This window comes from Flavobacterium plurextorum (assembly GCF_024638035.1).
Classification (GTDB): domain Bacteria; phylum Bacteroidota; class Bacteroidia; order Flavobacteriales; family Flavobacteriaceae; genus Flavobacterium; species Flavobacterium plurextorum.
The window spans coordinates 2548275-2573276 of the sequence record NZ_CP100442.1 but is presented as its reverse complement, the minus strand read 5'-3'; the positions used below and the strand labels follow the sequence as shown (position 1 = coordinate 2573276).

20 protein-coding genes are annotated in these 25002 nt (G+C 33.2%); 16 read left to right on the top strand and 4 right to left on the bottom strand.

The annotated features are described in order from the left end of the window. From NLG42_RS11415 to NLG42_RS11380, 8 genes are all read left to right on the top strand, one after another. Nucleotides 1-483 carry a GyrI-like domain-containing protein gene (locus NLG42_RS11415; RefSeq protein WP_089057638.1) on the top strand — a complete coding sequence of 161 codons (483 nt, stop codon included), beginning with the start codon at nucleotides 1-3 and terminating at the stop codon, nucleotides 481-483. A gap of 44 nt (nucleotides 484-527) precedes the next feature. After that, a complete protein-coding gene (locus NLG42_RS11410) occupies nucleotides 528-974 on the top strand; it encodes a DinB family protein (RefSeq protein ID WP_257683856.1) in 447 nt (148 codons plus the stop codon). Between the two features lie 101 nt (nucleotides 975-1075). After that, nucleotides 1076-1738 (top strand): thiamine diphosphokinase, encoded by a 663-nt coding sequence (locus NLG42_RS11405; protein ID WP_257683855.1) that lies wholly within the window; start codon nucleotides 1076-1078, stop codon nucleotides 1736-1738. Between the two features lie 215 nt (nucleotides 1739-1953). Then, nucleotides 1954-2904, top strand: a complete 951-nt coding sequence (gene rlmF / locus NLG42_RS11400; RefSeq protein WP_257683854.1) for a 23S rRNA (adenine(1618)-N(6))-methyltransferase RlmF — start codon at nucleotides 1954-1956, stop codon at nucleotides 2902-2904. Nucleotides 2905-2985: 81 nt separating this feature from the next. Beyond that, complete coding sequence (locus NLG42_RS11395; protein WP_089054635.1) at nucleotides 2986-3222, top strand: uroporphyrinogen decarboxylase; 237 nt, start codon at nucleotides 2986-2988, stop codon at nucleotides 3220-3222. An 82-nt stretch (nucleotides 3223-3304) separates the two neighbouring features. Then, nucleotides 3305-4246: an alpha/beta fold hydrolase gene (locus NLG42_RS11390; RefSeq protein ID WP_257683853.1), complete on the top strand. Its 942-nt coding sequence runs from the start codon at nucleotides 3305-3307 to the stop codon at nucleotides 4244-4246. A 46-nt stretch (nucleotides 4247-4292) separates the two neighbouring features. After that, the gene (uvrB, locus tag NLG42_RS11385) at nucleotides 4293-6284 is read left to right on the top strand and encodes an excinuclease ABC subunit UvrB (RefSeq protein ID WP_089057643.1); all 1992 of its coding nucleotides are present in this window, start codon (nucleotides 4293-4295) and stop codon (nucleotides 6282-6284) included. 103 nt (nucleotides 6285-6387) lie between these two features. Next, nucleotides 6388-8571, top strand: a complete 2184-nt coding sequence (locus tag NLG42_RS11380) for a prolyl oligopeptidase family serine peptidase (RefSeq protein ID WP_257683852.1) — start codon at nucleotides 6388-6390, stop codon at nucleotides 8569-8571. Between the two features lie 45 nt (nucleotides 8572-8616). Here NLG42_RS11380 and NLG42_RS11375 read toward each other — a convergent pair whose 3' ends face one another. Next, a complete protein-coding gene (locus tag NLG42_RS11375; RefSeq protein WP_257683851.1) occupies nucleotides 8617-9018 on the bottom strand; it encodes an excinuclease ABC subunit B in 402 nt (133 codons plus the stop codon). Nucleotides 9019-9075: 57 nt separating this feature from the next. Here NLG42_RS11375 and NLG42_RS11370 point away from each other — a divergent pair, with 57 nt between their 5' ends. From NLG42_RS11370 to NLG42_RS11355, 4 genes are all read left to right on the top strand, one after another. Beyond that, a complete protein-coding gene (locus tag NLG42_RS11370; protein WP_257683850.1) occupies nucleotides 9076-9873 on the top strand; it encodes an alpha/beta hydrolase in 798 nt (265 codons plus the stop codon). Between the two features lie 30 nt (nucleotides 9874-9903). Next, on the top strand, nucleotides 9904-10914 hold the full coding sequence (locus tag NLG42_RS11365) for a dipeptide epimerase (RefSeq protein WP_257683849.1): 1011 nt from the start codon (nucleotides 9904-9906) through the stop codon (nucleotides 10912-10914). Between the two features lie 3 nt (nucleotides 10915-10917). Beyond that, nucleotides 10918-11970: an aminotransferase class I/II-fold pyridoxal phosphate-dependent enzyme gene (locus NLG42_RS11360; protein WP_257683848.1), complete on the top strand. Its 1053-nt coding sequence runs from the start codon at nucleotides 10918-10920 to the stop codon at nucleotides 11968-11970. A 99-nt stretch (nucleotides 11971-12069) separates the two neighbouring features. Next, nucleotides 12070-12534: a DUF1456 family protein gene (locus NLG42_RS11355; RefSeq protein ID WP_089057649.1), complete on the top strand. Its 465-nt coding sequence runs from the start codon at nucleotides 12070-12072 to the stop codon at nucleotides 12532-12534. Between the two features lie 159 nt (nucleotides 12535-12693). Here NLG42_RS11355 and NLG42_RS11350 read toward each other — a convergent pair whose 3' ends face one another. Together NLG42_RS11350 and NLG42_RS11345 are read right to left on the bottom strand one after the other, a co-directional pair. After that, nucleotides 12694-13401: a LytR/AlgR family response regulator transcription factor gene (locus tag NLG42_RS11350; RefSeq protein ID WP_257683847.1), complete on the bottom strand. Its 708-nt coding sequence runs from the start codon at nucleotides 13399-13401 to the stop codon at nucleotides 12694-12696. Nucleotides 13402-13404: 3 nt separating this feature from the next. Beyond that, nucleotides 13405-14445 (bottom strand): sensor histidine kinase, encoded by a 1041-nt coding sequence (locus NLG42_RS11345; RefSeq protein WP_257683846.1) that lies wholly within the window; start codon nucleotides 14443-14445, stop codon nucleotides 13405-13407. Between the two features lie 220 nt (nucleotides 14446-14665). Here NLG42_RS11345 and NLG42_RS11340 point away from each other — a divergent pair, with 220 nt between their 5' ends. Beyond that, a complete protein-coding gene (locus tag NLG42_RS11340; protein WP_257683845.1) occupies nucleotides 14666-15451 on the top strand; it encodes a DUF5694 domain-containing protein in 786 nt (261 codons plus the stop codon). A gap of 356 nt (nucleotides 15452-15807) precedes the next feature. Then, nucleotides 15808-16605 (top strand): DUF5694 domain-containing protein, encoded by a 798-nt coding sequence (locus NLG42_RS11335; protein ID WP_257683844.1) that lies wholly within the window; start codon nucleotides 15808-15810, stop codon nucleotides 16603-16605. 369 nt (nucleotides 16606-16974) lie between these two features. Here the strand turns inward: NLG42_RS11335 and sucC are convergent, their stop codons facing one another. Then, nucleotides 16975-18168 carry an ADP-forming succinate--CoA ligase subunit beta gene (sucC, locus tag NLG42_RS11330; protein ID WP_089057663.1) on the bottom strand — a complete coding sequence of 398 codons (1194 nt, stop codon included), beginning with the start codon at nucleotides 18166-18168 and terminating at the stop codon, nucleotides 16975-16977. A 415-nt stretch (nucleotides 18169-18583) separates the two neighbouring features. On the opposite strand from sucC, the gene gltB reads away from it, so the two are divergent. Together gltB and NLG42_RS11320 are read left to right on the top strand one after the other, a co-directional pair. Further along, on the top strand, nucleotides 18584-23101 hold the full coding sequence (gene gltB, locus NLG42_RS11325; RefSeq protein ID WP_089057664.1) for a glutamate synthase large subunit: 4518 nt from the start codon (nucleotides 18584-18586) through the stop codon (nucleotides 23099-23101). Nucleotides 23102-23205: 104 nt separating this feature from the next. Beyond that, a complete protein-coding gene (locus tag NLG42_RS11320) occupies nucleotides 23206-24660 on the top strand; it encodes a glutamate synthase subunit beta (RefSeq protein WP_089057654.1) in 1455 nt (484 codons plus the stop codon). Nucleotides 24661-25002 lie beyond the last annotated feature (342 nt).

Genomic DNA, 25002 nt, shown 5'->3' with positions numbered 1-25002 from the left:
ATGGAAGCACAAATTAAAATCGCAACCGAAAAAAAACTAATTGGCAAATGCATTAAAATGTCGTTTATCGAAAACCGAACGTTTCAATTATGGAGCAGTTTTATGCCAAAACGCCGTGAAATTAAAAATTCAATTGATTCTAATTTATACTCGTTAGAAGTTTTTTCACCGAATCATTTTGACAATTTTGATCCTAACAAAAGCTTTCAAAAATGGGCAGCAGTAGCCGTTACTGATTTTGATGTAATCCCATCAGAAATGGAAACACTTGTTGTACCAACTGGTTTATATGCCGTTTTTATTCATTACGGCCCAGCAGCTGAAGGACACAAAACCTACCATTCTATTTTTGCAGAATGGCTTCCAAAATCAGAATATACAATTGACGATAGGCCTCATTTTGCAGTAATGGATCATAAGTACAAAAAAGACGATCCAAACTCGGAAGAGGAAATCTGGATTCCCATAAAAAACAGAGACTAATTTTCAGTACCTCTTTATTATTCTTAATTTTCAACTAAAAAAACATGCTGGTCGAAACATTAAAATCACTGTTCAATAGAGATTTGAACAAATTAAAAGTCGAAATAGAATCTTACCAAAATGAAAATCAGCTTTGGGCAATCGATAAAAACATTTCAAACTCAGGCGGAAATCTTTGCCTCCATTTAATTGGCAACATCAACACCTATATAGGTGCCGAAATAGGAAAAACTGGATATGTTAGAGATCGTCCATTAGAATTTTCTCTAAAAGACATTTCAAAATCAGAATTAATTCGTAAAATCGACGAAACCATTCTTGTTGTAAACAACACCCTTGATCTTTTAACTGAAGAAGATTTAAACACCATTTATCCGCAGATTGTTTTCGAAAAAGAAATGACAACAGGATTCTTTTTTGTTCATCTTTCTACACATTTAGCTTATCATCTTGGACAAATTAATTATCATAGACGATTGCTGGATTTATAATTTTAGATTTTAGATCTTTCGAAAATCTTTTGCAAAAAAAATCAGAAATCTAAAATCTGAAATTGTAACAGTACCTTTGCAACACATTCAAAAAAAATAACATGTCATCACACCATATAGTTCGCGACGATCAGGAACCCGCTTTAATAATTGCAAACGGCGCCGCCTGCAACCCTGAATTATTGGGACAATTATTAGAATGGTCTCCGCTTGTTATTGTTTTAGACTCAGCAATTGAACGTGTTATAGATTTAGGTATAAAAATCGATGTGCTTTTAGGTGATTTTGATCGTGGTTTTGATCCCGAAATATATAAAACTTCGCAATATCCTATCGAAATCGTTCATACTCCAGATCAAAATAAAACCGATTTAGAGAAAGCTTTTGATTATTTAGTAGAAAGAAAAATCCCTGCCGTAAATGTAGTTTGGGCTACAGGAAGACGTGCAGATCATACGATTACCAATCTTACCAACATTGTTCGTTATCGAAACTTACTTAAAATTGTGATTCTCGACGATCATTCAAAGATATTTTTACTGCCAACAAAATTTGAGAAATGGTATACCGCCAAAACACCTATTTCGTTGATTCCAATTGGCGTTGTAAACGGAATTTTTTCTAAAAATCTAAAATACGAATTACAAGACGATACGCTTACAATGGGTTATAGAACCGGAAGCAGTAATTCTGTAGAAAAAGACGGACTTGTAACTATAACACATCGTGAGGGAGATTTACTTTTAATGGAATGTTTTGATTAGAAACATTTGAAAATAAAAAGTCTCGGCCGGACGCAATATTTATAAATCAAAATCTCTTGTTCTAATTAAAGCTCCAGCGAGGTGACACACAAAACCTATGTCGCTCTGCTGGAGCTTTTGTTTTTAATTATATAATAATAGGCTGTAAATATTACGCTCTTCTGAAGCTTTCTTTAAAGAAAGGAATACCTATCTTTGCACAGAAATCAACAAAAATGAAAGCAGAAAACAATTCTCAAAAAGACAATTTACATCCTAGAAACATTCATCGCTCACGCTATGATTTTGATTTGCTTATTTCAAATTGTCCTGAATTAAAAGCTTTTATTTCCATAAACAAATTTGGCATTGAAACTATTGATTTCAGCAATCCGCTTGCTGTAAAAACGCTCAACAAAGCTTTACTGCAAACCTATTATGACATTCAAAACTGGGATATTCCAAAAAATTATCTTTGCCCGCCAATTCCAGGCAGAGCTGATTATATTCATTATATAGCCGACTTATTGGCAGAAACGAATAACGGTCAAATTCCTGAAGGTAATTCTGTTATGGGACTAGATATCGGAACGGGTGCTAATTTAATCTATCCGATATTAGGAAATTCGATTTACAATTGGAGTTTTGTTGCAACAGATATTTATAAAACTTCAATCGAAAACTGCAGTAAAATTATCGAAGCAAACCCCAAATTAATTGATGCAATTAGTTTACAGCAACAGACAGAATCTCGATTTATCTTTAAAAACATTATCATTCCCGAAGATCGTTTTGCATTTACTATGTGTAATCCGCCTTTTCACGCTTCCGCTGAAGAAGCTAATAAAAGTACCTCTAGAAAAGTATCCAATTTAAACCCGAAAGAAAAGAAAAACACAAATCCTGTTTTAAATTTTGGTGGTCAAAATGCTGAATTGTGGTGCAATGGCGGCGAAATTGGTTTTGTAACTCAAATGATTTACGAAAGTGTAAAATATGCTTCGCAATGCTTATGGTTTACGACATTGGTCTCTAAAAAAGAAAATCTATCCTCAATTTACAAAACCTTGAAAAAAGTAAATGCAGTTTCTGTAAAAACCATCGAAATGTCGCAAGGACAAAAAAACAGCCGTATTGTCGCTTGGAGTTTTTTAAGTAATACGGAACAGCAAAAGTGGACGCTTTAAAATATTGATTTTCAACTTCAAAACCTTGATTTTATAATTTGCTTTTGGTAAGTTTACTATAAACTATTCAATATCAAAATCATGGCAGATTATATTGGTTACCTAGCATCATTTTTTATAGTAGGAGGTTTTTTATTGAAAGATCTCAAAAAAATACGTTTAATTAACTTTTTCGGATGTATGTGTTTTGTGATATACGGCATCTTTTTAAAAGATTACAGAGACGTTAGTCAATGGCTTCTGCCTGTTATTATTCCCAACGGAATTTTAGCATTGGTACAAGTCTATCACTTAACTGTGCAAAAAAATGAACCTTAGAATTATGATACTTTAAAACAAAATTCTGATACAGAAACGCTTTTCCAAAATTGTATCTTTAGCTAAATTGAATTTTATTGCAATGCAAAAATTATACTTCAGATTAGTTCTAATATTGTTAGTAATCACAAGTTGTTCATCCATTAAAGAAGCAAAATTTGATGATTATATATTCGAAACAAAAAGCGAAAAGCAATCGTATTTAAATGCATACGACAAAGCATTAAAACTTTGGGATATTCCTTATACAGAAGAAAATGTAAAAACAAGTTTTGGAACAGCACACGTAATTATCGCGGGACCAAAAAACGGAAAAAGTTTGGTTTTACTTCACGGAATGGATGCTACCTCAACCATGTGGTATCCTAACATTAAGGCTTTAGCAAAAAATCATAGAATTTATGCGATCGATTTTTTAATGGAACCAGGAAAATCAACTTTAACAGCAAAACCGCTTTCTTCAAAAGAAATTGTGATTTGGTACAATGAAATTTTCAGTTTCTATAAATTAAAACAATTTGACATTATTGGAGCATCAAAAGGCGGATGGATCACAGTATTATTAGCTTCTCAAGAAAAAAATTCAATCGATAAAATAGTTTTACTAAGCCCCGCACAGACTTTTAAATTTATAGATAAAGTAAGAAAAACAAGTTCTGCATTGCTCTTAAAACTTTTTCCAAGTGAAAAAAAATTCAATAAAACACTCGAAACATTTTCAACGCATCCCCAAAACATAAACTCCAATTACAAAAGGCAGTTTTATTTGGCAAACAAATATGCAAAATCAAATTCCAGTATGCTTAAAATGCGTCCGTTTTCAGACGAAGAATTACAATCAATTGCAAATCCAGTATTAGTTTTAATTGGAGATCATGACGTTATTAACTCTGATGAAAGTCTGACACGAGCACAAAAATTTTTAACAAACTGTAAAACGCAAACTATTAAAGATGCAGGTCATTTTTTATCTATTGACCAAGCGAAAATTACAAACGACGCTGTTATTAATTTTTTAGAATAGAATTCAAACTTTGTATCTTTACACAACTAATCTTCATCCATAAAAAATGAATTTCCAAGTAACTTCAGAATATAGTCCAAAAGGAGATCAACCTCAAGCAATTCAAAAATTGTCGCAAGGTATAATCGACGGCGAAAAATATCAAACTTTATTAGGAGTTACAGGATCTGGTAAAACATTTACGGTAGCTAATGTTATTGAGGAAGTACAGCGTCCAACGTTGGTTTTGGCGCATAATAAAACTTTGGCTGCGCAATTATATTCAGAGTTTAAACAATTTTTTCCAAATAATGCGGTTGAGTATTTCGTTTCTTATTACGACTATTATCAGCCAGAAGCTTTTATGCCTGTTACAGGAGTTTTTATTGAAAAAGATTTATCTATCAATGAAGAGCTTGAAAAAATGCGTTTAAGCACGACTTCTTCTTTACTTTCAGGAAGACGTGACGTTTTAGTTGTAGCCTCAGTTTCCTGCTTGTATGGTATTGGAAATCCAGTAGAATTTCAAAAAAATGTGATTGAAATAACTCGAGATCAAGTTATTTCGAGAACTAAATTACTGCATAGTCTTGTACAAAGTTTATATGCTAGAACTGAAGCCGATTTTAATCCGGGAACTTTTAGAATTAAAGGCGATACTGTTGAAGTTTATCCCAGCTATGCTGATGATGCATATCGAATTCACTTTTTTGGAGATGAAATTGAAGAAATCGAAGCTTTTGATCCTAAAACCTCACAGGTTATTGAAAAATTTAAAAGATTAACGATTTATCCCGCCAATATGTTTGTGACTTCTCCTGAGGTTTTGCAAGGAGCAATCTGGGAAATTCAACAAGATTTAGTAAAACAAGTTGATTATTTCAAAGAAATAGGCAAACATTTAGAAGCAAAACGTCTTGAAGAACGAACTAATTTTGATTTAGAAATGATTCGCGAATTAGGATACTGTTCTGGAATTGAAAACTATTCGCGTTATCTTGACGGACGTGAGGCTGGAACAAGACCGTTCTGCTTGTTAGACTATTTTCCGAGTGATTATTTAATGGTTGTTGATGAAAGCCACGTAACGGTTTCACAGGTTCACGCCATGTATGGAGGCGATCGCAGCCGAAAAGAAAATTTGGTTGAATATGGTTTTAGACTGCCTGCCGCAATGGACAACAGACCTTTGAAATTTGAAGAGTTTGAAGCCATGCAAAATCAGGTAATTTACGTTTCGGCAACACCTGCAGATTATGAATTGCAAAAATCTGATGGAATTTATGTAGAGCAGATTATTCGTCCAACAGGATTATTAGATCCAATTATCGAAGTAAGACCAAGTTTAAATCAGATTGATGATTTGATTGAAGAAATACAAGTTCGATGTGAACTGGATGAAAGAGTTCTAGTGACAACGCTGACTAAAAGAATGGCTGAAGAATTAGCTAAATATTTAACTAAAGTAAACATTCGATGCCGTTACATCCATTCTGATGTTGATACTTTAGAACGAATCGAAATCATGCAGGATTTACGAAAAGGTATTTTTGATGTCTTAATTGGAGTTAACTTGCTTCGTGAAGGTTTAGATTTACCTGAAGTTTCTCTTGTTGCGATTCTCGATGCCGATAAAGAAGGTTTTTTAAGAAATCACAGATCTTTAACACAGACTATTGGTCGTGCCGCAAGAAACTTAAATGGAAAAGCGATTATGTATGCTGATAAAATTACCGCAAGCATGCAAAGAACAATAGACGAAACTAATTACCGAAGAACTAAACAGATTAATTATAATACTGAGCACGGTATTACACCTCAGGCATTAAACAAAAAAATAGACAGCGCTTTTACAAAAAATCCTTTAGTAGAATACGAATTAGGACATACTTTACCTGTTGCCGCTGAACCTGAAACTGCTTATTTGTCTAAATCTGAGTTAGAAAAAATGATACGAGAAAAAAGAAAATCAATGGAAAAAGCAGCAAAAGAGCTAGACTTTTTACAAGCTGCCAAACTTCGTGATGATATTAAAAAACTACAAGATCAATTAGCTTAAAAAAAACACAATATATTGATCATCAATTATTTAAAATAATTTCATAAATTTACGCGTCCATAATCTATCTGGAATTTTTTCTTACTTTTAAACTAGATAAATTATGAACACTAAATTTATTTTTACTACTGCGGCACTTTGCGGCTCGGTAGTATCGAACTTCGGGCAAATTAAACCACAGCCCGCCCCAGAAAAAATCGTCGTAGATGAATATTTCGGAGAAAAGATAGAAGATCCTTACCGTTATCTTGAAAATTTAAATGATCCGAATGTGGTTACTTGGATGAAAGCTAATGCTGATTATGCGCGAGCAAAGCTAAATGAAGTTCCAGAACGCCAAAATCTCTTTAAAAAACTAAAAGAGCTTGATGCAAGAAAAGAAAGTACTATCTCTGACTTACAAATTACCGAGAATGATCATTATTTCTATCTAAAACGAAATGCCAACGAGGAAAATGGTAAATTGTATCATAGAATTGGCTATAAAGGAACTGAAAAACTACTTTTTGATCCAGAAACTTATAAAAAAACACCTGGAGTAAATTACAATATAAGCTCGATAACTCCTAATGAAAAAGGAGACAAAGTAGCGGTAGAAATAGCTCCAAGCGGTTCTGAAAGTGCTGAATTACTTATTGTAAGCAGTGACGGAAAAGTTTATCCTGAAGTATTCGACAGATGCTGGTTTAGTACTCCTTCTTGGATGCCTGACGGAAATTCATTTACTTACGGACGATTAAACTCTGCAAATGTTACTGATCCAAACAGATTACTGAACTCTAAAGTTTATTATCACAAATTAGGCGAAGACCCAAACAAAGATGTCGAATTTTTATCGAGTGCAACCAATCCAGAACTTAATATAGGTGCAGAAGAATTCCCTTTAAATCTCTATCATAAAAATTCGAATAAAAACTATGGTTTGGTTCTTACGGTAGACAATCGAATTAAGTTATACGACACTGATTTAAAAGACAATTTCAAACCTACAAAATGGATAAATTTAGTTGACAAGAAAGATGAAGTAACGAATTATAATGTTGATAAAGAGTTTATTTATTACTTGACTTATAAAAATGCTTCTAATTACAAAATTATCAAAGTTCCCATTTCAGATCCTAACATTGAAAAGGCAGAAACAGTTATTCCTGAACCCAAAAATGGAAATATTACCAATTTTACACTTACAAAAGATGGTTTATATTATTCACTTACCGAAAATGGCGTACAGGCAAAAGTATTTTTCTTAGCAAAAGGAAAAAAAGAACCTATTGAATTAAAACTTCCTTTTCAAGCAGGTTCAGCTTCATTTTTAACTGTAAATGAAAATAAAAGTGACATCTGGATCACTCTTTCTGGCTGGACTTCTCCAACAAAACGCTATTTGTATAATCCATCATCAAATACATTTACTTTTCAGCCTATGACAAAACCTATCGAATATCCTGAATTCAAAGATATAGTCTCAAAAGAAATTATGGTTCCATCTCATGATGGCGTTATGGTTCCAGTTTCTATCATTTACAATAAAAATACCAAATTAAATGGTGATAATCCGATGCTTATGATGGGATATGGTGCTTATGGAATCTCTATGGAACCGCGATTTAGCTCTAGCTTTACACTGCCCTATTGTACTTATGGCGGTATTTACGTTATTGCTCACGTTAGAGGCGGCGGAGAATTAGGAGAAGCTTGGCATAAAGCAGGTTTTAAAACTACTAAGCCTAACACATGGAAAGATTTAATTGCGGTTACTGAATATTTAATTAAAGAAAAATACTCTTCGCCAAAAAGAATCGCAATTTGGAGCGCAAGTGCAGGTGGTATATTAATTGGAAGAGCAATTACTGAACGACCTGATTTGTTTGCGGCAGCCATTCCAGAAGTAGGTTCATTTAATACAATCCGCTCAGAATTATCTCCAAATGGTCCTGGAAATATTCCTGAATTTGGAACTGTAAAGGATAAAACAGAGTTCAAAGCGCTGTTAGAAATGGATTCGTTTCATCATATTAAAAAAGGAACTGCTTATCCAGCAACATTAATAACGGCAGGAATGAATGATCCTCGTGTAATTGCTTGGGAGCCTGCAAAATTTGCTGCTTCACTTCAAAATGCAAATACTTCAAATAATCCAATATTATTTTTAACGGACTTTGAATCTGGTCACGGAATGGGTGACAGTGCTACAAAAAGCATAGAAAAAAATAGTGATTTAATCAGCTTTGCATACACTTATACTGGGCATCCAAAATTTCAACCTTCAAAAAAAATAAAACCGTAATAAAATAAGATTTTAAAACGGTAGATTTTATTCCTTTTTCTTGACCTAATTGTGTTGTTCCTGAAATACTTTGAGCAGCACTTTTGGGTCAATTAAAGCATTTGGTGCTTTTTCCATAAGATCTAAAACACGTTTTACAGCACCTGGATTTAATCCCATTTCAATTGCAATCTGTTGAATTGCTTTTGCTTCTTTTTCATGCAGAATGCCGTCGCAATGCATAATCAGTGCCAATCTGTAAAATTGCTGAATACGCTGAAATTCAGACTTTATTACTTTTGCAGTATATTCTTGATGAAATAAATCCTGAAAAAAAGCACGATCGATTTTCAGTTCTTGTGCAACCAGCCACAAAAAATCCAACTCGCGTTTATGTAATTGACCATCAACTGTCGAGAAAGCAATCATTTCTAAAAGTAAACTTCTCTTTTCTTCTTCGGTATTCATCAAATTTGTTATTTTTAGCTAAAATATTATATTTAAATCTAAAACACAAAAGAACTGATGCTTAGAGGAGTTTTCTTTTTTATTTTTCTCTGTTTTGCAATTGGAAATGCTCAAGAAAGCACCGCTTCAAAAAACGTATCAACTTTTACAATTGAAGCTCCTCAACTCAAAACCACCAAAAAAATCTGGATTTATTTACCCAAAGATTATTCGGCTTCAGCCAAAAAATACAGCGTGATTTATATGCATGATGCTCAGAATTTATTTGATGCTAAAACTTCTTATTCCGGCGAATGGAATGTCGATGAAAAATTAGACAGCCTTAAAGCTCCAGTAATCGTAGTTGGAATTGAACATGGAAATGAAAAACGCATTGATGAATTAACGCCATACAAAAATGAAAAATACGGCGGCGGAAAAGCAGACGATTATCTTGATTTTATTGTAAAAACTTTAAAACCTTACATCGACACACATTATAGAACCAAAACCAAAGCAAAAAACACTACCATAATGGGAAGCTCACTTGGCGGTTTAGTTTCTTATTATGCTATTCTAAAATATCCTGAAGTTTTTGGCAAAGCAGGTGTTTTTTCACCTTCATTTTGGTTTTCAAATGATATTTATGCTTTGACAGAACAGGCTCCAAAAAATAAAACCAAAATTTATTTTCTGTGTGGAGATAAAGAAAGTGATGATATGGTAAAAGATTTAAATAAAATGGAACGTTTATTAGAAAAAAACCGCTGCTATTGCCTGCATCTTACCAAAACAAGAATTGTAAAAGGCGGAGAACACAACGAAAAACTATGGAGAGACAGCTTTGTAAAAGCGGTTCTTTGGCTTGGTTATTGAGCAAAATACAACAAAAAAACAGCATAAAACATGAAACTAATTTTAAAAGAATATAACTTAAAGCTAAAACATACTTTTACTATTTCGAGAGAATCTATTGATTTTCAACCTTCATTAATCGTGGAGCTGCAAAGTGATGGTTTATCGGGTTTTGGAGAAGCTACTTCTAATCCGTATTACAAAACGACCGTTCCAATGATGATGGAAGATTTAGAAAAAATCAGAAATATTATTGAAGGTACAGAAAATGAAACTCCCGAAGTATTTTGGTCAAAAATTCATCCGTATTTAAAAGATGATATGTTTGCACTTTGCGCGTTGGACTTAGCTTACAATGATTTGTATGCACGTAAAAAAGGCAAAAAATTATACGAATTATGGAATTATACGACTGAAAGAAATCCAATGACGGATTATACAATCGGGATTGCATCTATTGAAAAAATGGTTTCAAAAATGCAGGAACTTCCATGGCCAATCTATAAAATTAAATTGGGAACTAAAGAAGATAGTGCAATCGTAAAAGAGCTTAGAAAACATACGAATGCCGTTTTTAGAATTGATGCGAATTGCGGCTGGGGAGTTGAAGAAACAATCAACAATGCTATAGAATTGAAAAAGTTAGGTGTTGAGTTTTTAGAACAGCCTATGAAAGCAGACAATTGGGAAGCACATAGAGAAGTTTTCAAGCATTCTGTTTTACCAATTATTGCCGATGAAAGCTGTATTATTGAAGAAGATGTTGCTAAATGTTTCAATCATTTTCACGGCGTGAATGTAAAATTGGTAAAATGCGGCGGATTAACTCCGGGAAAACGCATGATTGAAGAAGCTAAAAAACTAGGATTGAGAACTATGGTGGGTTGTATGACCGAATCTACGGTAGGTATTTCTGCAATCGCGCATTTACTTCCTCAACTTGATTATGTAGATATGGATGGCGCACTGCTTTTAGCAGAAGATATTGCAACTGGTGTAACTATAAAAGATGGTGTTGTAAGTTATTCTAATCTAAACGGAACTGGTGTTACACTGCTATAAAAAATGAAAGTCGAAAAATTTCCTGATCGAGTTATTGAGATTGACCAAGAACAGTTTTTGTATTTTGGCGGAACTGCTTATTTAGGGCTTCCAACCAATAAAGCTTTTCAGAATCTGGTCGTTAAGAACATTTTAAACTGGGGAACTACTTATGGCAGTTCGAGAACCGCAAACATCAAGTTAAGAGCTTATGATGAAGGCGAAACCTTTTTAGCTTCTCATATTGGTTCAGAAAGTGCTGTTACTGTTTCTTCTGGAATGCTGGCGGGAAAATTGGTTATAGATTTAATAAAGAAGCAAACTGACTGTTTTTTTCATTTGAATGATACGCATAATGCAATCCGAATCGAAAACAGCCTTCCATTATTTCTAAATGAACAATTAAACGAACGTTTATTAGATTCAAAACGGGAGAAAATAGCGATCCTTACTGATGGAGTTCCTTCGTTTGAAACTAAACCTGTTAATTTGTCTTTTTTAGAACAAATTCCAAGTCATAAAGAAATTACATTGCTTATTGATGAATCACATTCTTTTGGAATTTTAGGCAAAAATGGCTGCGGCATTTATTCTTCAATTCAATATCCTGTTAAAAGGAAAATAATGGTTTCGTCTTTAGGAAAAGCATTTGGATTAACTGGCGGTGTTATTGCATCTGATTTAAAATTTATCAATGAAATAAAGGAGTTAGAAACTTTTACAAGCGCAGCGGGAATGAATCCTGCTTTTGTGCAAACACTTTCAGATGCGGCAGAAATCTACACTTTGCAGCATAAAAAACTCTTAGACAATTTAGAATATATCGATTCGATTTTAATTAAAAACAACTATCTCAAATTTGATAAAAGCTACCCTTTGATTTATCTTTTATCAAATGAATTAGTAGCAAAATTAAACCAAGAAAAAATCGTCATTGCTAGTTTTAAATATACTAAAGATGCTGAACCATTAAATCGCATAGTAATTACCGCAAACCATTTAAAAGAAGATTTGGATAAATTAGTTCAGGTTTTAAATCATAAAAAAATAGGCTGCGAATTACAATATTTCTACTAATTCATTTAAAAAATTTAATTCGGGCAAATATTGTAATTCGCGCTCAAAAAAATACTCCAAATCTTTGCTTATAAAACGTACCTTTGTAAAAAATAAACAATGACAAATAACGATATACTTAAAAAACTTCGCGTGGCTTTAATGCTCCGTGATGACCAAATAGTTGAAATTTTAGAATTAGTAGATTTTAGAATTTCAAAATCAGAATTAGGTGCTTTTTTTAGAGCCGAAGATCATCCAAACTATATGGAATGCGGCGATCAGGTTTTACGTAATTTCTTAAACGGATTAGTAATTCATTTGAGAGGAACTAAAGAAAATCCGAAAAACCCAACTGATGTTTTAGCAAAACATAAATCTGAAATTCCAAAGAAAGAAACTTCTAAAGAAAGACCAGAATTTAAAGCTTCTCAAAAAGATTCAGAAAAATATAGAGGTGATCAAAGTTCATCAAAGTCAGGTTCATCAGCTGGAAAACCTAAAAAGAAAGCATTTCCTAAAGGAAATGGAAAACCATCTGTTGTAGAAAAAGTGGTTTTTAAAAACGGGAAAAATAAGAAATAATTTAACCGCAAAGGGCGCAAGGATCTTTTGTTATAGATTATGAATATAAATGCAAAGTTCGCAAAGCTTTAATGGATAAAGCTTTGCGAACTTTGCGTTTATAAGTGTTTTCTAAAATAAAATCTTAGCTTCCGAGGGCTATCGGGATTGCGGTTAAAATCAAATTTTATTTTCTTCTATCTTATCAAAAAAAACATCTTTAAAAGTAGCACCAATTGGCAGTTCCTTCCCGTTAACAAAAACAGAAAAATTATCAGTAGATTCAATATGCTGTAGAGAAATCACATGCGATTTATGAATCTGAATAAAATGATTTTCGGGAAGTGATTCGATTACATTTTTTAATGACGAATGTGTAATAATCTGCTGTTTTGAAGTATGAATACAAACGTAATTCTGCAAACTTTCTACATACAAAATATCGTTTAGAAAAATCTTTTGGAATTTATTCTTTCCATCTGTTTTAATGAATATAAAATCAGGCGTATTATTCTGACTTGAAATAATCGTTTTTGATTCTATATTCAACTTTGAAACAGCTTGATAGAAACGTTCAAACGAAATGGGTTTTAATAAATAATCAACTGCATTCAATTCAAAACCTTCCAAGGCAAAGTCTGGATAAGCAGTTGTAAAAATGACTTTTATATCCTTCGAAATAATTCTAGAAATCTGTAAACCTGTCAATTGAGGCATTTGAATATCTAAAAAAATAACATCAACTGTTTGTGTATTTAAAAATTCTAAAGCCTTTAATGAATCATTAAAAACTCCCGTTTTTTCAAGGAAATTTACTTTTCCAATATAATTCTCCAGAATACGAGTTGCCGGCGGTTCATCGTCAACAATAATACATTTAAAAGTCATAACTTATTTTTTTAGCGGTATTTTTAAGTAGGTTTTAAAGGTATTATTTTCTTCTGTTTTTTCAAGTATAAATTTACCTTTATACATGTACTCTAATCTTTTTGTTAAGTTATCAAAACCAATTCCAGTTGAAGAATAATTCTCGCCTTCAACAGTATAATTAAACGTGGAAATCTCTAAAAAATCCTCTTTTATTTTAATGAATATAACTGCTTTTTCCTGCTCGCTATTAAATTTTCCGTGTTTAAAAACATTCTCTACAAAATGAATCAAAGCTGATGAAAGAATTTTTTCATTCGAGTACTTTCCTTCAATTGAAAAATCTAGATACAATTGATCTTCAAATCGTTTTTTCTGTAAATGAATGTAGTTTTGAATAAACTGAATTTCTTTTAAAAGTACCGCCTCATCTTTTTCTGTTTCTGTAATAACATAGCGCAGTAAATCGGAAAGCACCAAAACATCCGAAGCCATTTCGTCATCTTTTAAAACCAACTGACTGTAAAAAGAATTCAATGTGTTAAATAAAAAATGTGGACTAACCTGTGCTTTTAACATTTGAAATTCGGCTTTTTTATTCTCCAAAAGCAATTCCTGATTTTGATGTTGTGTAGTATGATACTGCCAAAACAAAAAAGTCAATGCGCTTAAAATTACAGCCGGCAATCCGAAGAAAAAATTATCTTTTATGTAGTAACCTATTTCTCTGGCTTCTTCATAATAGTTGTGCATTCCAGTAATATTAAACATAACAACTTCTTGCAAAAAATAGCGAACAGCTGCAAAAAGCAATAGCGAAACTGGAATTGTCAGAATATAAAAAAGTAATTTCTTCCTGTTTAAAAACCATTCACAGAAGTAGTAAAAGTTGAGAATGTAAATACAAAATATTGCTAACAAATGAGTTGGCGTAATTCCATAACATATTGCTTTGATTACAATTTCTATTTTTTCATCATTAAGTCCAATATCCCACAAAATGTACGTTAGAAATAATAAAAAGAAAAAGACAATGTGATAGTAAAAAGGGATTCTTGATTTCATAGTTTTTGATAATTAATTCAAAAATACAACTAAGCCTTAAATAGAAAATTAAATTTATTTGAAACATGCTTTTTTAAGGATCAAATATCAAAAACATTACACGAAATTATTACGCCATAAATCTCATGTGTTTGTAAAATGAAATCCTACGTTCATCAAAAACAAAAAATAGAAGTAAAAAGACAAGATACATTTGCTATGAATTTAAAAAATAACAATCATGCAAAAAATTATTTTATTACTAGTTCTCATCATATTTAATCTATCATCTGCTCAAACAAAAAAGAAACAAATATTATTATTTGGAAGTTTCCATTTTGAAAATCCTGGGCTTGATGTTGCTAAAGTAAATACGTTTAATGTAATGTCTGATAAGAGTCAGAAAGAACTCGAAAACATTACCAATAAAATTAAAAAATTTGGACCTGATAAAATTTTCGTAGAATGGAATTTTCAAAAGCAAGATAAATTAGATAAGTTTTATGCTAAAAATACTGATAGTTTATTAAAAAACGATTCAGATGAAATAGTACAAATAGCTTTAAGATCAGCTAAAAAATTAGGGCATAAAAAATTATACGGAATAGATTACAATGATACTGATTTTCCATATGATAGCTTAGTAAAAGAAATGAAAGCTGCCAATCAATTTGATTTAATCAAGAAGAATGAAGAAACGATAAAACATAATGAAACAGATTTCAATACAAAAATCACAAAATATTCGTTGACCCAATTACTTTTGGATGTTAATACAAAAGATATCAGCTGGTATCTTGAAACAGCGATTAAAGGAGGAAAAACAGATAATTTTGTTGGTGCTTTTTTAGTTTCAGAATGGTACCGAAGAAATCTTTATATGTATGCTTTAATTGAAAAGTTAACAGAAAGCAAAGACGATAAAATAATGGTTTTATTAGGAGCCGGACATACTGCTATAATTAGAGAATTTGTAAAACATAATTCTGAATACGAAATTGTAGAATTATCGGCACTTTTAAAATAGTGGTTTTCTGACCGTAAAACATACTACAACTTATGCAAAGTTCGTAAAGTTATATATAAATAGCTTTACGAACTTTTCGCTTTTATAGAACCTCAGAACTACATACAATTTATGTATTTGAATAAAATCATTTTCCAAAAGCAATTTCAATTCCATTTTTACAACTAGCCGTTAAATAGAGAATTATATTTATTTAAAAGATACTTTTTTAGGGATGAACTATCAAAAACATTACACGAAATTATTACACTGCTAATTTCATGTGTTTATAAAATGAAATCCTATGTTCATCAAAAACAAAAAATAGAGGTCAAAAGGCAGCATACATTTGCAATGAATTTAAACACAAAATCATCATGCAAAAAATTATTTTATTACTAGCCCTTATTACATTTAATCTATCATCTGCTCAAACAAAAAAGAAACAAATCTTGCTAATTGGAACTTTTCATTTTGCAAATCCAGGAAATGATGTTGCCAAAATAAAAACATTTAATGTTATGTCCGAAAAAAGTCAAAAAGAGCTTGAAACCATGAGCGACAAAATCAAGAAATTTGGTCCAGATAAAATTTTTGTTGAATGGAGATTCACCAAACAAGCTGAATTAGATAAGTTTTACAATAAAAACACTGACAGTCTTTTCAAAAAAGATGCAAACGAAATTACTCAATTAGCACTTCGTGCGGCGAAAAAACTAAATCACAAAAAATTATACGCAATTGATTATCGCACTCCATTTCCTTACGATAGTTTAATGATGAGTATGGAAAAAGCGGATCAAAAGGATTTGATGGAGAAGACTAAAAAAATGATGGAAGAATATCAGAAAGAGCAAAATGAGAAAATTTCAAAAAGCACTTTAACAGAACTTATGCTTTATTTCAATAAAAAAGAAACTGATAAAGATAACTTACAATGGTACTTAGAAGTAGCAAACAGAACTGGAAAACCAGATGATTTTACGGGAGCTTCTTTAGTTTCAAATTGGTACAAAAGAAACTTATACATGTATTCTTTAATCCAAAAGCTAACTGAAAGCAAAGATGATAAAATAATGGTTTTAGTAGGCGGTGGTCATGCTGCAATGTTCAGACAGCTTATTGAAAATGATCCAACATTTGAACTTATAGAATTATCGACTATTTTGAAATAAGTTTTTTTACTGCAAAGTTTTTTACTAAGGATTGTAAATACAAACACAAAGTTCGCAAAGCTAAACACATACAGCTTTGCGAACTTTGCGTTTATAAAAAGATTGTTTTTTTTATATAGCCCTTGGTTGAAACCACATGGACACAATGCATATCGAAATCTGTATATCACAATCTGTAACATCGTGGAGCATCCTTATAATTGAAACCACCAACTGTATTGAAATACAATACGTAAAATTTTATTGATTTAGCTTTTCGTTTATATTGACTATCCCAAATTAAATTCTAAGCGTCCTTTAAGGTAAATCCAAAAAAAAATCCATTCCTTTCGGAATGGATTTTCTATATAAATTGATTTCTTATTTTAATTAAGAAAGAGCAGCTTTAACTTGGTCAGCAGCTTCTTGAAATTGAACTGCAGATAAGATTGGCATACCTGAATTGTCAATTAATTCTTTTGCAATTTCAGCATTTGTTCCTTGCAAACGAACGATAATTGGCACATTGATAGCGTCTCCCATGTTTTTGTAAGCATCAACAACACCTTGAGCAACACGGTCACAACGAACGATACCTCCAAAGATGTTAATTAAGATAGCTTTTACGTTTGGATCTTTCAAGATAATTCTGAAAGCTGTTTCAACACGTTTTGCATCAGCAGTTCCACCAACGTCAAGGAAGTTAGCAGGCTCAAAACCAGCATATTTAATTAAATCCATAGTTGCCATTGCAAGACCAGCTCCGTTTACCATACATCCTACAGTACCGTCAAGGTCAACATAGTTTAGACCAACTTCTTTAGCTTCAACTTCGATTGGATTCTCCTCACGGATATCTCTCATTTCAGCATATTTAGGTTGTCTGTATAAAGCGTTATCGTCGATATTAACTTTAGCATCAACAGCTAAAATTTTGTTATCAGATGTTTTTAAAACTGGGTTGATTTCAAACATTGAAGCATCAGAACCAATGTAAGCATTGTATAATGAATCGATGAATTTAACCATTTCTTTGAAAGCATTTCCAGAAAGACCTAAGTTAAAGGCAATTCTTCTTGCTTGGAAACCTTGTAATCCAACAGATGGATCGATTTCTTCAGTAAAGATTAAGTGTGGAGTGTGCTCAGCAACTTCTTCAATATCCATTCCACCTTCAGTAGAATACATAATCATGTTACGACCTGTACCTCTATTCAATAAAACAGAAACATAAAATTCAGACGTTTCACTTTCACCTGGATAGTAAACATCTTCTGCAACTAAAACTTTGTTTACTTTTTTACCTTCAGCAGATGTCTGAGGTGTAATTAATTGCATTCCGATGATTTGTCCAGCGATTTCTTCAACTTGTTGCAAGTTTTTAGCCAACTTAACTCCACCACCTTTTCCACGACCACCTGCGTGAATTTGTGCTTTAATAACATGCCATCCTGTACCAGTTTCGGCAGTTAATTGTTTTGCAGCAGCTACAGCTTCAACCGCATTGTTAGCCACAATTCCGCGTTGAATGCGTACTCCGTAACTTGCTAAAATTTCTTTTCCTTGATATTCGTGTATGTTCATAATATAGAATTTGTCTGGTTCTGAATTTATTTCAGAATAAAAGTGCGACAAAAGTAGCAAAATTCAACTTAATAGTAAAATCTTTTTCAATTAAAAAACACCTCAAATAGGTATTATAGGATTATTCTTTTTCAAAGCAAACAAATCGTTACCGAAACACTTTGTTAATGTTAACTTAAAATCACTATATCGTTTGAGATTTAACAAAAAATTCACCGAATTCAGTAGCTCAACGACGATTTTTCTTAATATATTTTAAAGCGCATTGTCATTTTATCATTTCGCAATGGGCAATATAACATTATTATCAATTAAGAAGCGTTTTTCTATTATTACAACAAAAATGTAAGTCAATTTATAATTTCAATACATTATGTTTAACGAAATCTTTATTTTTGTAGAAAAAATATCAAGAATGAAAGTTAAAGAACAAGGGCTTTATTTGCCTGAATTTGAACACGACAATTGTGGTGCAGGATTTATTTGTAATTTGAATGGTATTAAATCAAACGATATTATTCACAAAGCATTAGACATCTTAATTAAATTGGAACATCGTGGTGCCGTTAGTTCTGATGGAAGAACTGGAGACGGAGCAGGGATTTTGTTTGATATCCCTCATGATTTTTTCAAGAAAGTATGTGACTTTGAAATCCCAGAAGCGCGTGAGTATGCAGTAGGAATGGTTTTTTTACCAAAAAGCAAAAACCAAGTTTCTTTTTGTATTAATGCATTTGAGGCAACTATTAAAGATCAAAACTTAAAAGTTTTAGGTTGGAGAGATGTGCCAGTTGACGTTGAAAATTTAGGGCAGATCGCCGCAGAAAAAGAACCAACAGTTAAACAAGTTTTCGTTTCTAAAAACGGACAAGATTTAACAGAACAAGAATTTAATGCAAAACTTTTTGCAGCTAGAAAAATTGCTGAACATGCCGTAAGAGGATCTAAAACTTCTGAAAGCCACATGTTTTATTTTACTAGTTTATCGACAACTACTATAATATATAAAGGTCTATTGATGCCGGAAGACATCAGCCGTTATTATATAGATTTGAAAGATCCAGACTTGGTGACTCGTTTAGCGCTTGTACACCAACGTTTCTCTACAAATACATTCCCTTCTTGGGACTTAGCTCAACCGTTTAGATACATGTGTCATAATGGTGAGATCAACACACTTCGTGGAAACGTAAGCCGCATGCGTGCTCGTGAAGAGCTTATGCAAAGCAAAGTTTTTGGCGATGATATCAAAAAATTATTCCCAATTATCTTAGAAGGAAAATCAGATTCTGCTTCTATGGATATGGTGGTTGAACTTTTATTAATGACAGGTCGTTCGCTTCCAGAGGCAATGATGATGGTTGTTCCTGAAGCTTGGGAAAAACACCAAACCATGTCTCCAGAAAAAAGAGCTTTCTATGAATACAATGCTTGTATCATGGAACCTTGGGATGGTCCTGCTTCTATTCCGTTTACAGATGGTAACGTAATTGGTGCTTTACTAGACAGAAACGGATTGCGTCCTTCTCGTTACACATTAACACATAGCGGTTTCGTAATCATGTCATCAGAAATTGGTGTACTAGATATCGATCCAGAAGATGTAATTCAGCACGGACGTTTAGAGCCAGGAAAAATGTTCTTGGTTGACATGAACGAAGGTCGTATTATTGAAGACGAAGAAGTAAAAAAATCAATCGTTACAAAACGCCCTTACCAAGAATGGTTAGATGCTAACTTATTACCTCTTGCTAAAGTTCCTTATACCAATAACCCTACTCCTGTTGAAAAACTAGATTTTTTAACAAGACAACGTTTATTTGGTTACACAATTGAAGATTTAAAAACAATCATCAACCCAATGGGAGGTCAAGGAGCTGAAGCAATCAGTTCTATGGGTAACGATACACCATTAGCTGTATTGTCAGACCAACCTCAATTGTTATACAATTATTTCAAACAATTATTTGCTCAGGTTACTAACCCGCCTTTGGATGGTATTCGTGAAGAAATCATTACTGATATTAGTTTAGCAATTGGTGGTGATTTCAATATTTTCGAAATTGAGTCAAAACAATGTAAAAAACTAAAAATCCAAAATCCAGTTATCTCTAATGAGGATTTGGACAAAATAAGAAACATTGATCACGCAGATTTCAAATCGGCTACCATTTCTACTTTATACAAAATAGAAAAAGGAGTTAACGGTTTAGAACGTGCACTTGAGAAATGTGTTCAGGCAACTTTCAAAGCTGTTTCTGAAGGATGTAATGTTATCATTTTATCAGATAGAGGCGTAAGTGAAGAATTAGCTCCAATTCCAATGTTATTGGCTTGCTCTTACATTCACCACTCTTTAAACATCTTACAAGTTCGTTCTAAATTCGGAATCATAATTGAATCTGCAGAACCTCGTGAACCTCATCATTTTGCTTTATTATTCGGATACGGCGCAAGTGCAATCAATCCGTATATGGTAAACGAAATCATTTACGATCAAGTTGCGCAAGGTTTCATTACTGGAGTAAAAGCTGATTATGCGGTTGTAAACTACAACAAAGCGATTGCAAAAGGAATCGTTAAAATCATGAACAAAATTGGTATCTCTACTTTACATTCATATAGAGCTGCTCAGATTTTCGAGATTTTAGGTTTAAACAAAACATTTACTTCTAAGTACTTCCCTTACACTCCATCTAGAATCGAAGGAATTGGTTTAATGGAAGTTGAAAAAGAAGTAAAAAAACGTTTCCAAAAAGCCTTCCCAAATTCAAAAGTAGCAAGTTTGCTTTCTCTTGAAATTGGAGGTATTTACAGATGGAGACGTGGTGGTGAAAAACACATGTTTAACCCAACCACTATTTCTAAATTACAACAGGCAGTTCGTTTAAACAGCCCTGAAAGTTATAAAGAATACTCAAATGCCGTTAACGAGCAAAGCTCAAACTTAATGACCATTAGAGGTTTATTTGAATTCAATAATTTGGATCCAATTTCTATTGATGAAGTAGAACCTTGGACAGAAATTGTGAAGAAATTCAAAACGGGTGCAATGTCTTATGGATCTATTTCTAGAGAAGCACACGAGAATTTAGCAATTGCAATGAACAGAATTGGCGGAAAAAGTAACTCTGGAGAAGGTGGAGAAGATCCAAAACGTTTCCAGAAAGAAATTAACGGAGATTCTAGAAATAGTGCAATCAAACAAGTTGCGTCAGGACGTTTTGGTGTTTCGATCAACTATTTGACAAATGCTAAAGAAATCCAGATTAAAATGGCTCAAGGTGCAAAACCTGGTGAAGGCGGGCAGTTACCTGGAGAAAAAGTAGTGCCTTGGATTGCCGAAACTAGAAACTCTACTCCTTATGTAGGTTTGATTTCACCTCCTCCTCACCACGATATTTATTCAATTGAAGATTTATCTCAGTTAATTTACGATTTAAAAAATGCGAATCGTGAAGCGCGTGTAAACGTAAAATTAGTTTCTGAAGTTGGAGTTGGAACTATCGCTGCCGGTGTTGCCAAAGCAAAAGCTGACGTTATCTTGATTTCTGGTTATGACGGAGGAACGGGAGCTGCACCATTAACATCTTTACAGCACACAGGTATTCCATGGGAACTTGGTTTAGCTGAAGCACAGCAGACTTTGATCTTAAATGATTTAAGAAGCCGTGTAGTTTTAGAATGTGACGGACAATTGAAAACTGGTCGTGACGTTGCAATCGCAGCTTTATTAGGAGCTGAAGAATTTGGTTTTGCAACAGCACCGCTTGTAGCTTCTGGATGTATCATGATGAGAGCTTGTCACTTAAATACTTGCCCTGTTGGTATTGCAACTCAGGATCCTGAATTGAGAAAAAATTTCAAAGGAACGCCAGAGCACGTAATCAACTTCATGTATTTTATTGCTGAAGAATTAAGAGAAATCATGGCACAATTAGGTTTCAGAACCTTAAAAGAAATGGTAGGTCAATCACAAAAATTAAATGTGAACAAAGCTATCAAACATTACAAAGCAAATGGTTTAGATTTATCACCAATTCTATACAAACCGGAAAAAGCAAAAACGCAGCCAAATCACAATACAACTACTCAAGATCACCAACTTGAAAACGTATTAGATTTTGATATTATCAAAGAAGCGATTCCGTCTATTTATAGAAAAGAAAAAACAAGAGTAACATTTAAAATTAAAAATACAGACCGTTCTGTAGGTGCGATTTTGAGTAACGAAATCTCAAAAATTTATGGCGCACAAGGATTACCTGATGACACTATTTTAGTTGATTTTGAAGGTTCTGCCGGACAAAGTTTTGGTGCTTTTGCAACAAACGGATTGTCATTTAAAATTCACGGAAACTGTAATGATTACTTAGGAAAAGGGCTTTCTGGAGGAAAACTAATTGTAAAAGTACCTCCTACTGCAACTTTTAAACCAGAAGACAATATCATTATTGGAAACGTTGCCCTTTACGGAGCTATTACCGGAGAGGCTTATATTAATGGAATGGCCGGAGAGCGTTTCTGTGTTAGAAATTCTGGAGCAACCGCAGTTGTTGAAGGAATTGGAGATCACGGATGCGAGTACATGACTGGCGGTACCGTAGTAGTTTTAGGAAAAACAGGAAGAAACTTCGCAGCTGGTATGAGCGGTGGTGTAGCTTATGTTTACGATCCAAATCAAAAATTCGATTCGACTGTTTGTAACATGGAAATGGTTGCATTCGATCCGTTGGAAGAAGAGGACGTTACAAAACTAAGAAAACTGATCAAAAATCATTCATTGTACACAAGCAGTCCATTAGCAAAAAGAATTTTAGCAGACTGGGAAAATCAACAACAGCACTTCGTAAAAGTAATGCCGACAGATTACAAAAAAGCATTAAAACGAATTGCAGAAGAAAAACAAATAGAAGAATTAATAGCTGATTAAGAGGTTCTGAGCTACAAAGGTGCAGAGTTACAAAGGTTGAGTTTTTCAACTCACATTTTACAACTCACATTTCACAACTCACAACTAAATTTAATAAAAATGTCATGGGTAAAATAGGCGGATTTAAAGAATATAACAGAGCCGACGAAAGTAATTTAGCTGTAGCTGAACGTGTTTCTAACTACAACGAATTTACTATTCCGTTAGCAAAAGATAAAGTAAAAGAACAAGGTTCAAGATGTATGGATTGTGGTATTCCTTTTTGCCACAGTGGTTGTCCGTTAGGAAATTTAATTCCTGATTTCAACGACATGGTACATCAGGAAGAATGGCAAAGTGCATTAGAGATTTTACAATCTACTAATAACTTTCCTGAATTTACAGGACGTTTATGCCCTGCTCCATGCGAAAAAGCATGTGTATTAGGAATTATAAAAGATCCAGTATCAATCGAAAACATCGAGAAAAACATCGTTGAAATTGGTTTTGCAGAAGGTTGGATTAAACCACAAACTCCAAAAACAAGAACAGGAAAAACTGTTGCTGTTATTGGTTCAGGACCTGCAGGTTTAGCAGCTGCTCAGCAATTAAACAGAGCAGGACACACAGTTACTGTTTTTGAAAGAGACAACGCTATTGGAGGTTTATTACGTTACGGAATTCCAAACTTCAAATTGGAGAAAGGAATTATCGACAGACGTGTAGCGATCCTTGAAGCAGAAGGAATCACTTTTAAAACTGATGTAAATGTTGGTGTAAACTTCAGTGTAGAAGAATTAAACGCATTCGATTCTATCGTTTTATGCGGAGGAGCAACTGAAAGAAGAAGCTTACCAACTAAAGGAATCGAAAGCAAAGGTGTTGTTCAGGCAATGGATTTCTTAACACAGCAGACTAAAGTTTTATTTGGAGAATCAATTCCTGATCAGGTTAAAGCTACTGGTAAAGATGTAATCGTTATTGGTGGTGGAGATACAGGTTCTGACTGTATTGGAACTTCAAACAGACACGGAGCAAAATCGGTAACTAACTTTGAGATTTTACCAAAACCTCCAGTTGGAAGAAGCGAGTCAACGCCTTGGCCTTTCTGGCCGTTGCAGTTAAAAACATCATCTTCTCACGAAGAAGGATGCGACAGAAACTGGCTGATCAACACTAAAGAATTCATTTCTAACGATAAAGGTGAATTAACAGGATTAAAAACTGTTGAAGTGCAATGGAAAATGACTCCAGGTCAACGTCCTGAATTAATCGAGAAAGAAGGTTCAGAAAAAATCTGGCCTTGCGATTTAGCTTTATTAGCTTTAGGATTTACAGGTCCTGAGAAAACTTTAAGCGAGCAATTAGGAATCGAAACTGATTTTAGAAGCAATTATAAAGCGCATAACTATCAGACAAATGTTCCTCACATTTTCACTGCTGGTGATATGAGAAGAGGACAATCATTAATCGTGTGGGCTATTTCAGAAGGTCGCGAAGCTGCTAGAGAGGTAGATTTGTTCTTAATGGGCTCTACAAACTTGCCTACTAAAGGAAAAGGAGATTTACCTAGCCTATAAAACTATAAAAAACACAACACATACTATTGACAAACCCTTGAATTACTATTCAGGGGTTTTGTTTTTTTTTAGCCACAGATTTCACAGATTAAATGGATTTTTTTGTTAACCACGAATTACACAAATTTTCACTAATTTTTATTTTCTGGCCGACTTCTATTTCAAACATAACCCGTGGTTTCAACCACGGGAAACGTTACGAATTGGACGCAATCATATATTGTGTTCCCGTGGTTGAAACCACGGGCAATATTTTAATCATTTTGCGAAAAATTAAAAATTAAAAATTGGTGGCAAAAAATTTATGTTCTTTTGAAGCATCACAATGGGCATTATAATAAA

Bases quoted from the DNA above. Each gene is read 5' to 3' on its own strand.
- gltB (WP_089057664.1), top strand. From the start codon at position 18,584: ATGAAAGTTAAAGAACAAGGGCTTTATTTGCCTGAATTTGAACACGAC.
- NLG42_RS11410 (WP_257683856.1), top strand. From the start codon at position 528: ATGCTGGTCGAAACATTAAAATCACTGTTCAATAGAGATTTGAACAAA.
- NLG42_RS11415 (WP_089057638.1), top strand. From the start codon at position 1: ATGGAAGCACAAATTAAAATCGCAACCGAAAAAAAACTAATTGGCAAA.
- NLG42_RS11375 (WP_257683851.1), bottom strand. From the start codon at position 9,018: ATGAATACCGAAGAAGAAAAGAGAAGTTTACTTTTAGAAATGATTGCT.
- NLG42_RS11350 (WP_257683847.1), bottom strand. From the start codon at position 13,401: ATGACTTTTAAATGTATTATTGTTGACGATGAACCGCCGGCAACTCGT.
- NLG42_RS11405 (WP_257683855.1), top strand. From the start codon at position 1,076: ATGTCATCACACCATATAGTTCGCGACGATCAGGAACCCGCTTTAATA.
- NLG42_RS11370 (WP_257683850.1), top strand. From the start codon at position 9,076: ATGCTTAGAGGAGTTTTCTTTTTTATTTTTCTCTGTTTTGCAATTGGA.
- NLG42_RS11360 (WP_257683848.1), top strand. From the start codon at position 10,918: ATGAAAGTCGAAAAATTTCCTGATCGAGTTATTGAGATTGACCAAGAA.
- NLG42_RS11345 (WP_257683846.1), bottom strand. From the start codon at position 14,445: ATGAAATCAAGAATCCCTTTTTACTATCACATTGTCTTTTTCTTTTTA.
- NLG42_RS11390 (WP_257683853.1), top strand. From the start codon at position 3,305: ATGCAAAAATTATACTTCAGATTAGTTCTAATATTGTTAGTAATCACA.
- uvrB (WP_089057643.1), top strand. From the start codon at position 4,293: ATGAATTTCCAAGTAACTTCAGAATATAGTCCAAAAGGAGATCAACCT.
- NLG42_RS11365 (WP_257683849.1), top strand. From the start codon at position 9,904: ATGAAACTAATTTTAAAAGAATATAACTTAAAGCTAAAACATACTTTT.
- NLG42_RS11355 (WP_089057649.1), top strand. From the start codon at position 12,070: ATGACAAATAACGATATACTTAAAAAACTTCGCGTGGCTTTAATGCTC.
- NLG42_RS11340 (WP_257683845.1), top strand. From the start codon at position 14,666: ATGCAAAAAATTATTTTATTACTAGTTCTCATCATATTTAATCTATCA.
- sucC (WP_089057663.1), bottom strand. From the start codon at position 18,168: ATGAACATACACGAATATCAAGGAAAAGAAATTTTAGCAAGTTACGGA.
- NLG42_RS11395 (WP_089054635.1), top strand. From the start codon at position 2,986: ATGGCAGATTATATTGGTTACCTAGCATCATTTTTTATAGTAGGAGGT.
- NLG42_RS11320 (WP_089057654.1), top strand. From the start codon at position 23,206: ATGGGTAAAATAGGCGGATTTAAAGAATATAACAGAGCCGACGAAAGT.
- NLG42_RS11335 (WP_257683844.1), top strand. From the start codon at position 15,808: ATGCAAAAAATTATTTTATTACTAGCCCTTATTACATTTAATCTATCA.
- rlmF (WP_257683854.1), top strand. From the start codon at position 1,954: ATGAAAGCAGAAAACAATTCTCAAAAAGACAATTTACATCCTAGAAAC.
- NLG42_RS11380 (WP_257683852.1), top strand. From the start codon at position 6,388: ATGAACACTAAATTTATTTTTACTACTGCGGCACTTTGCGGCTCGGTA.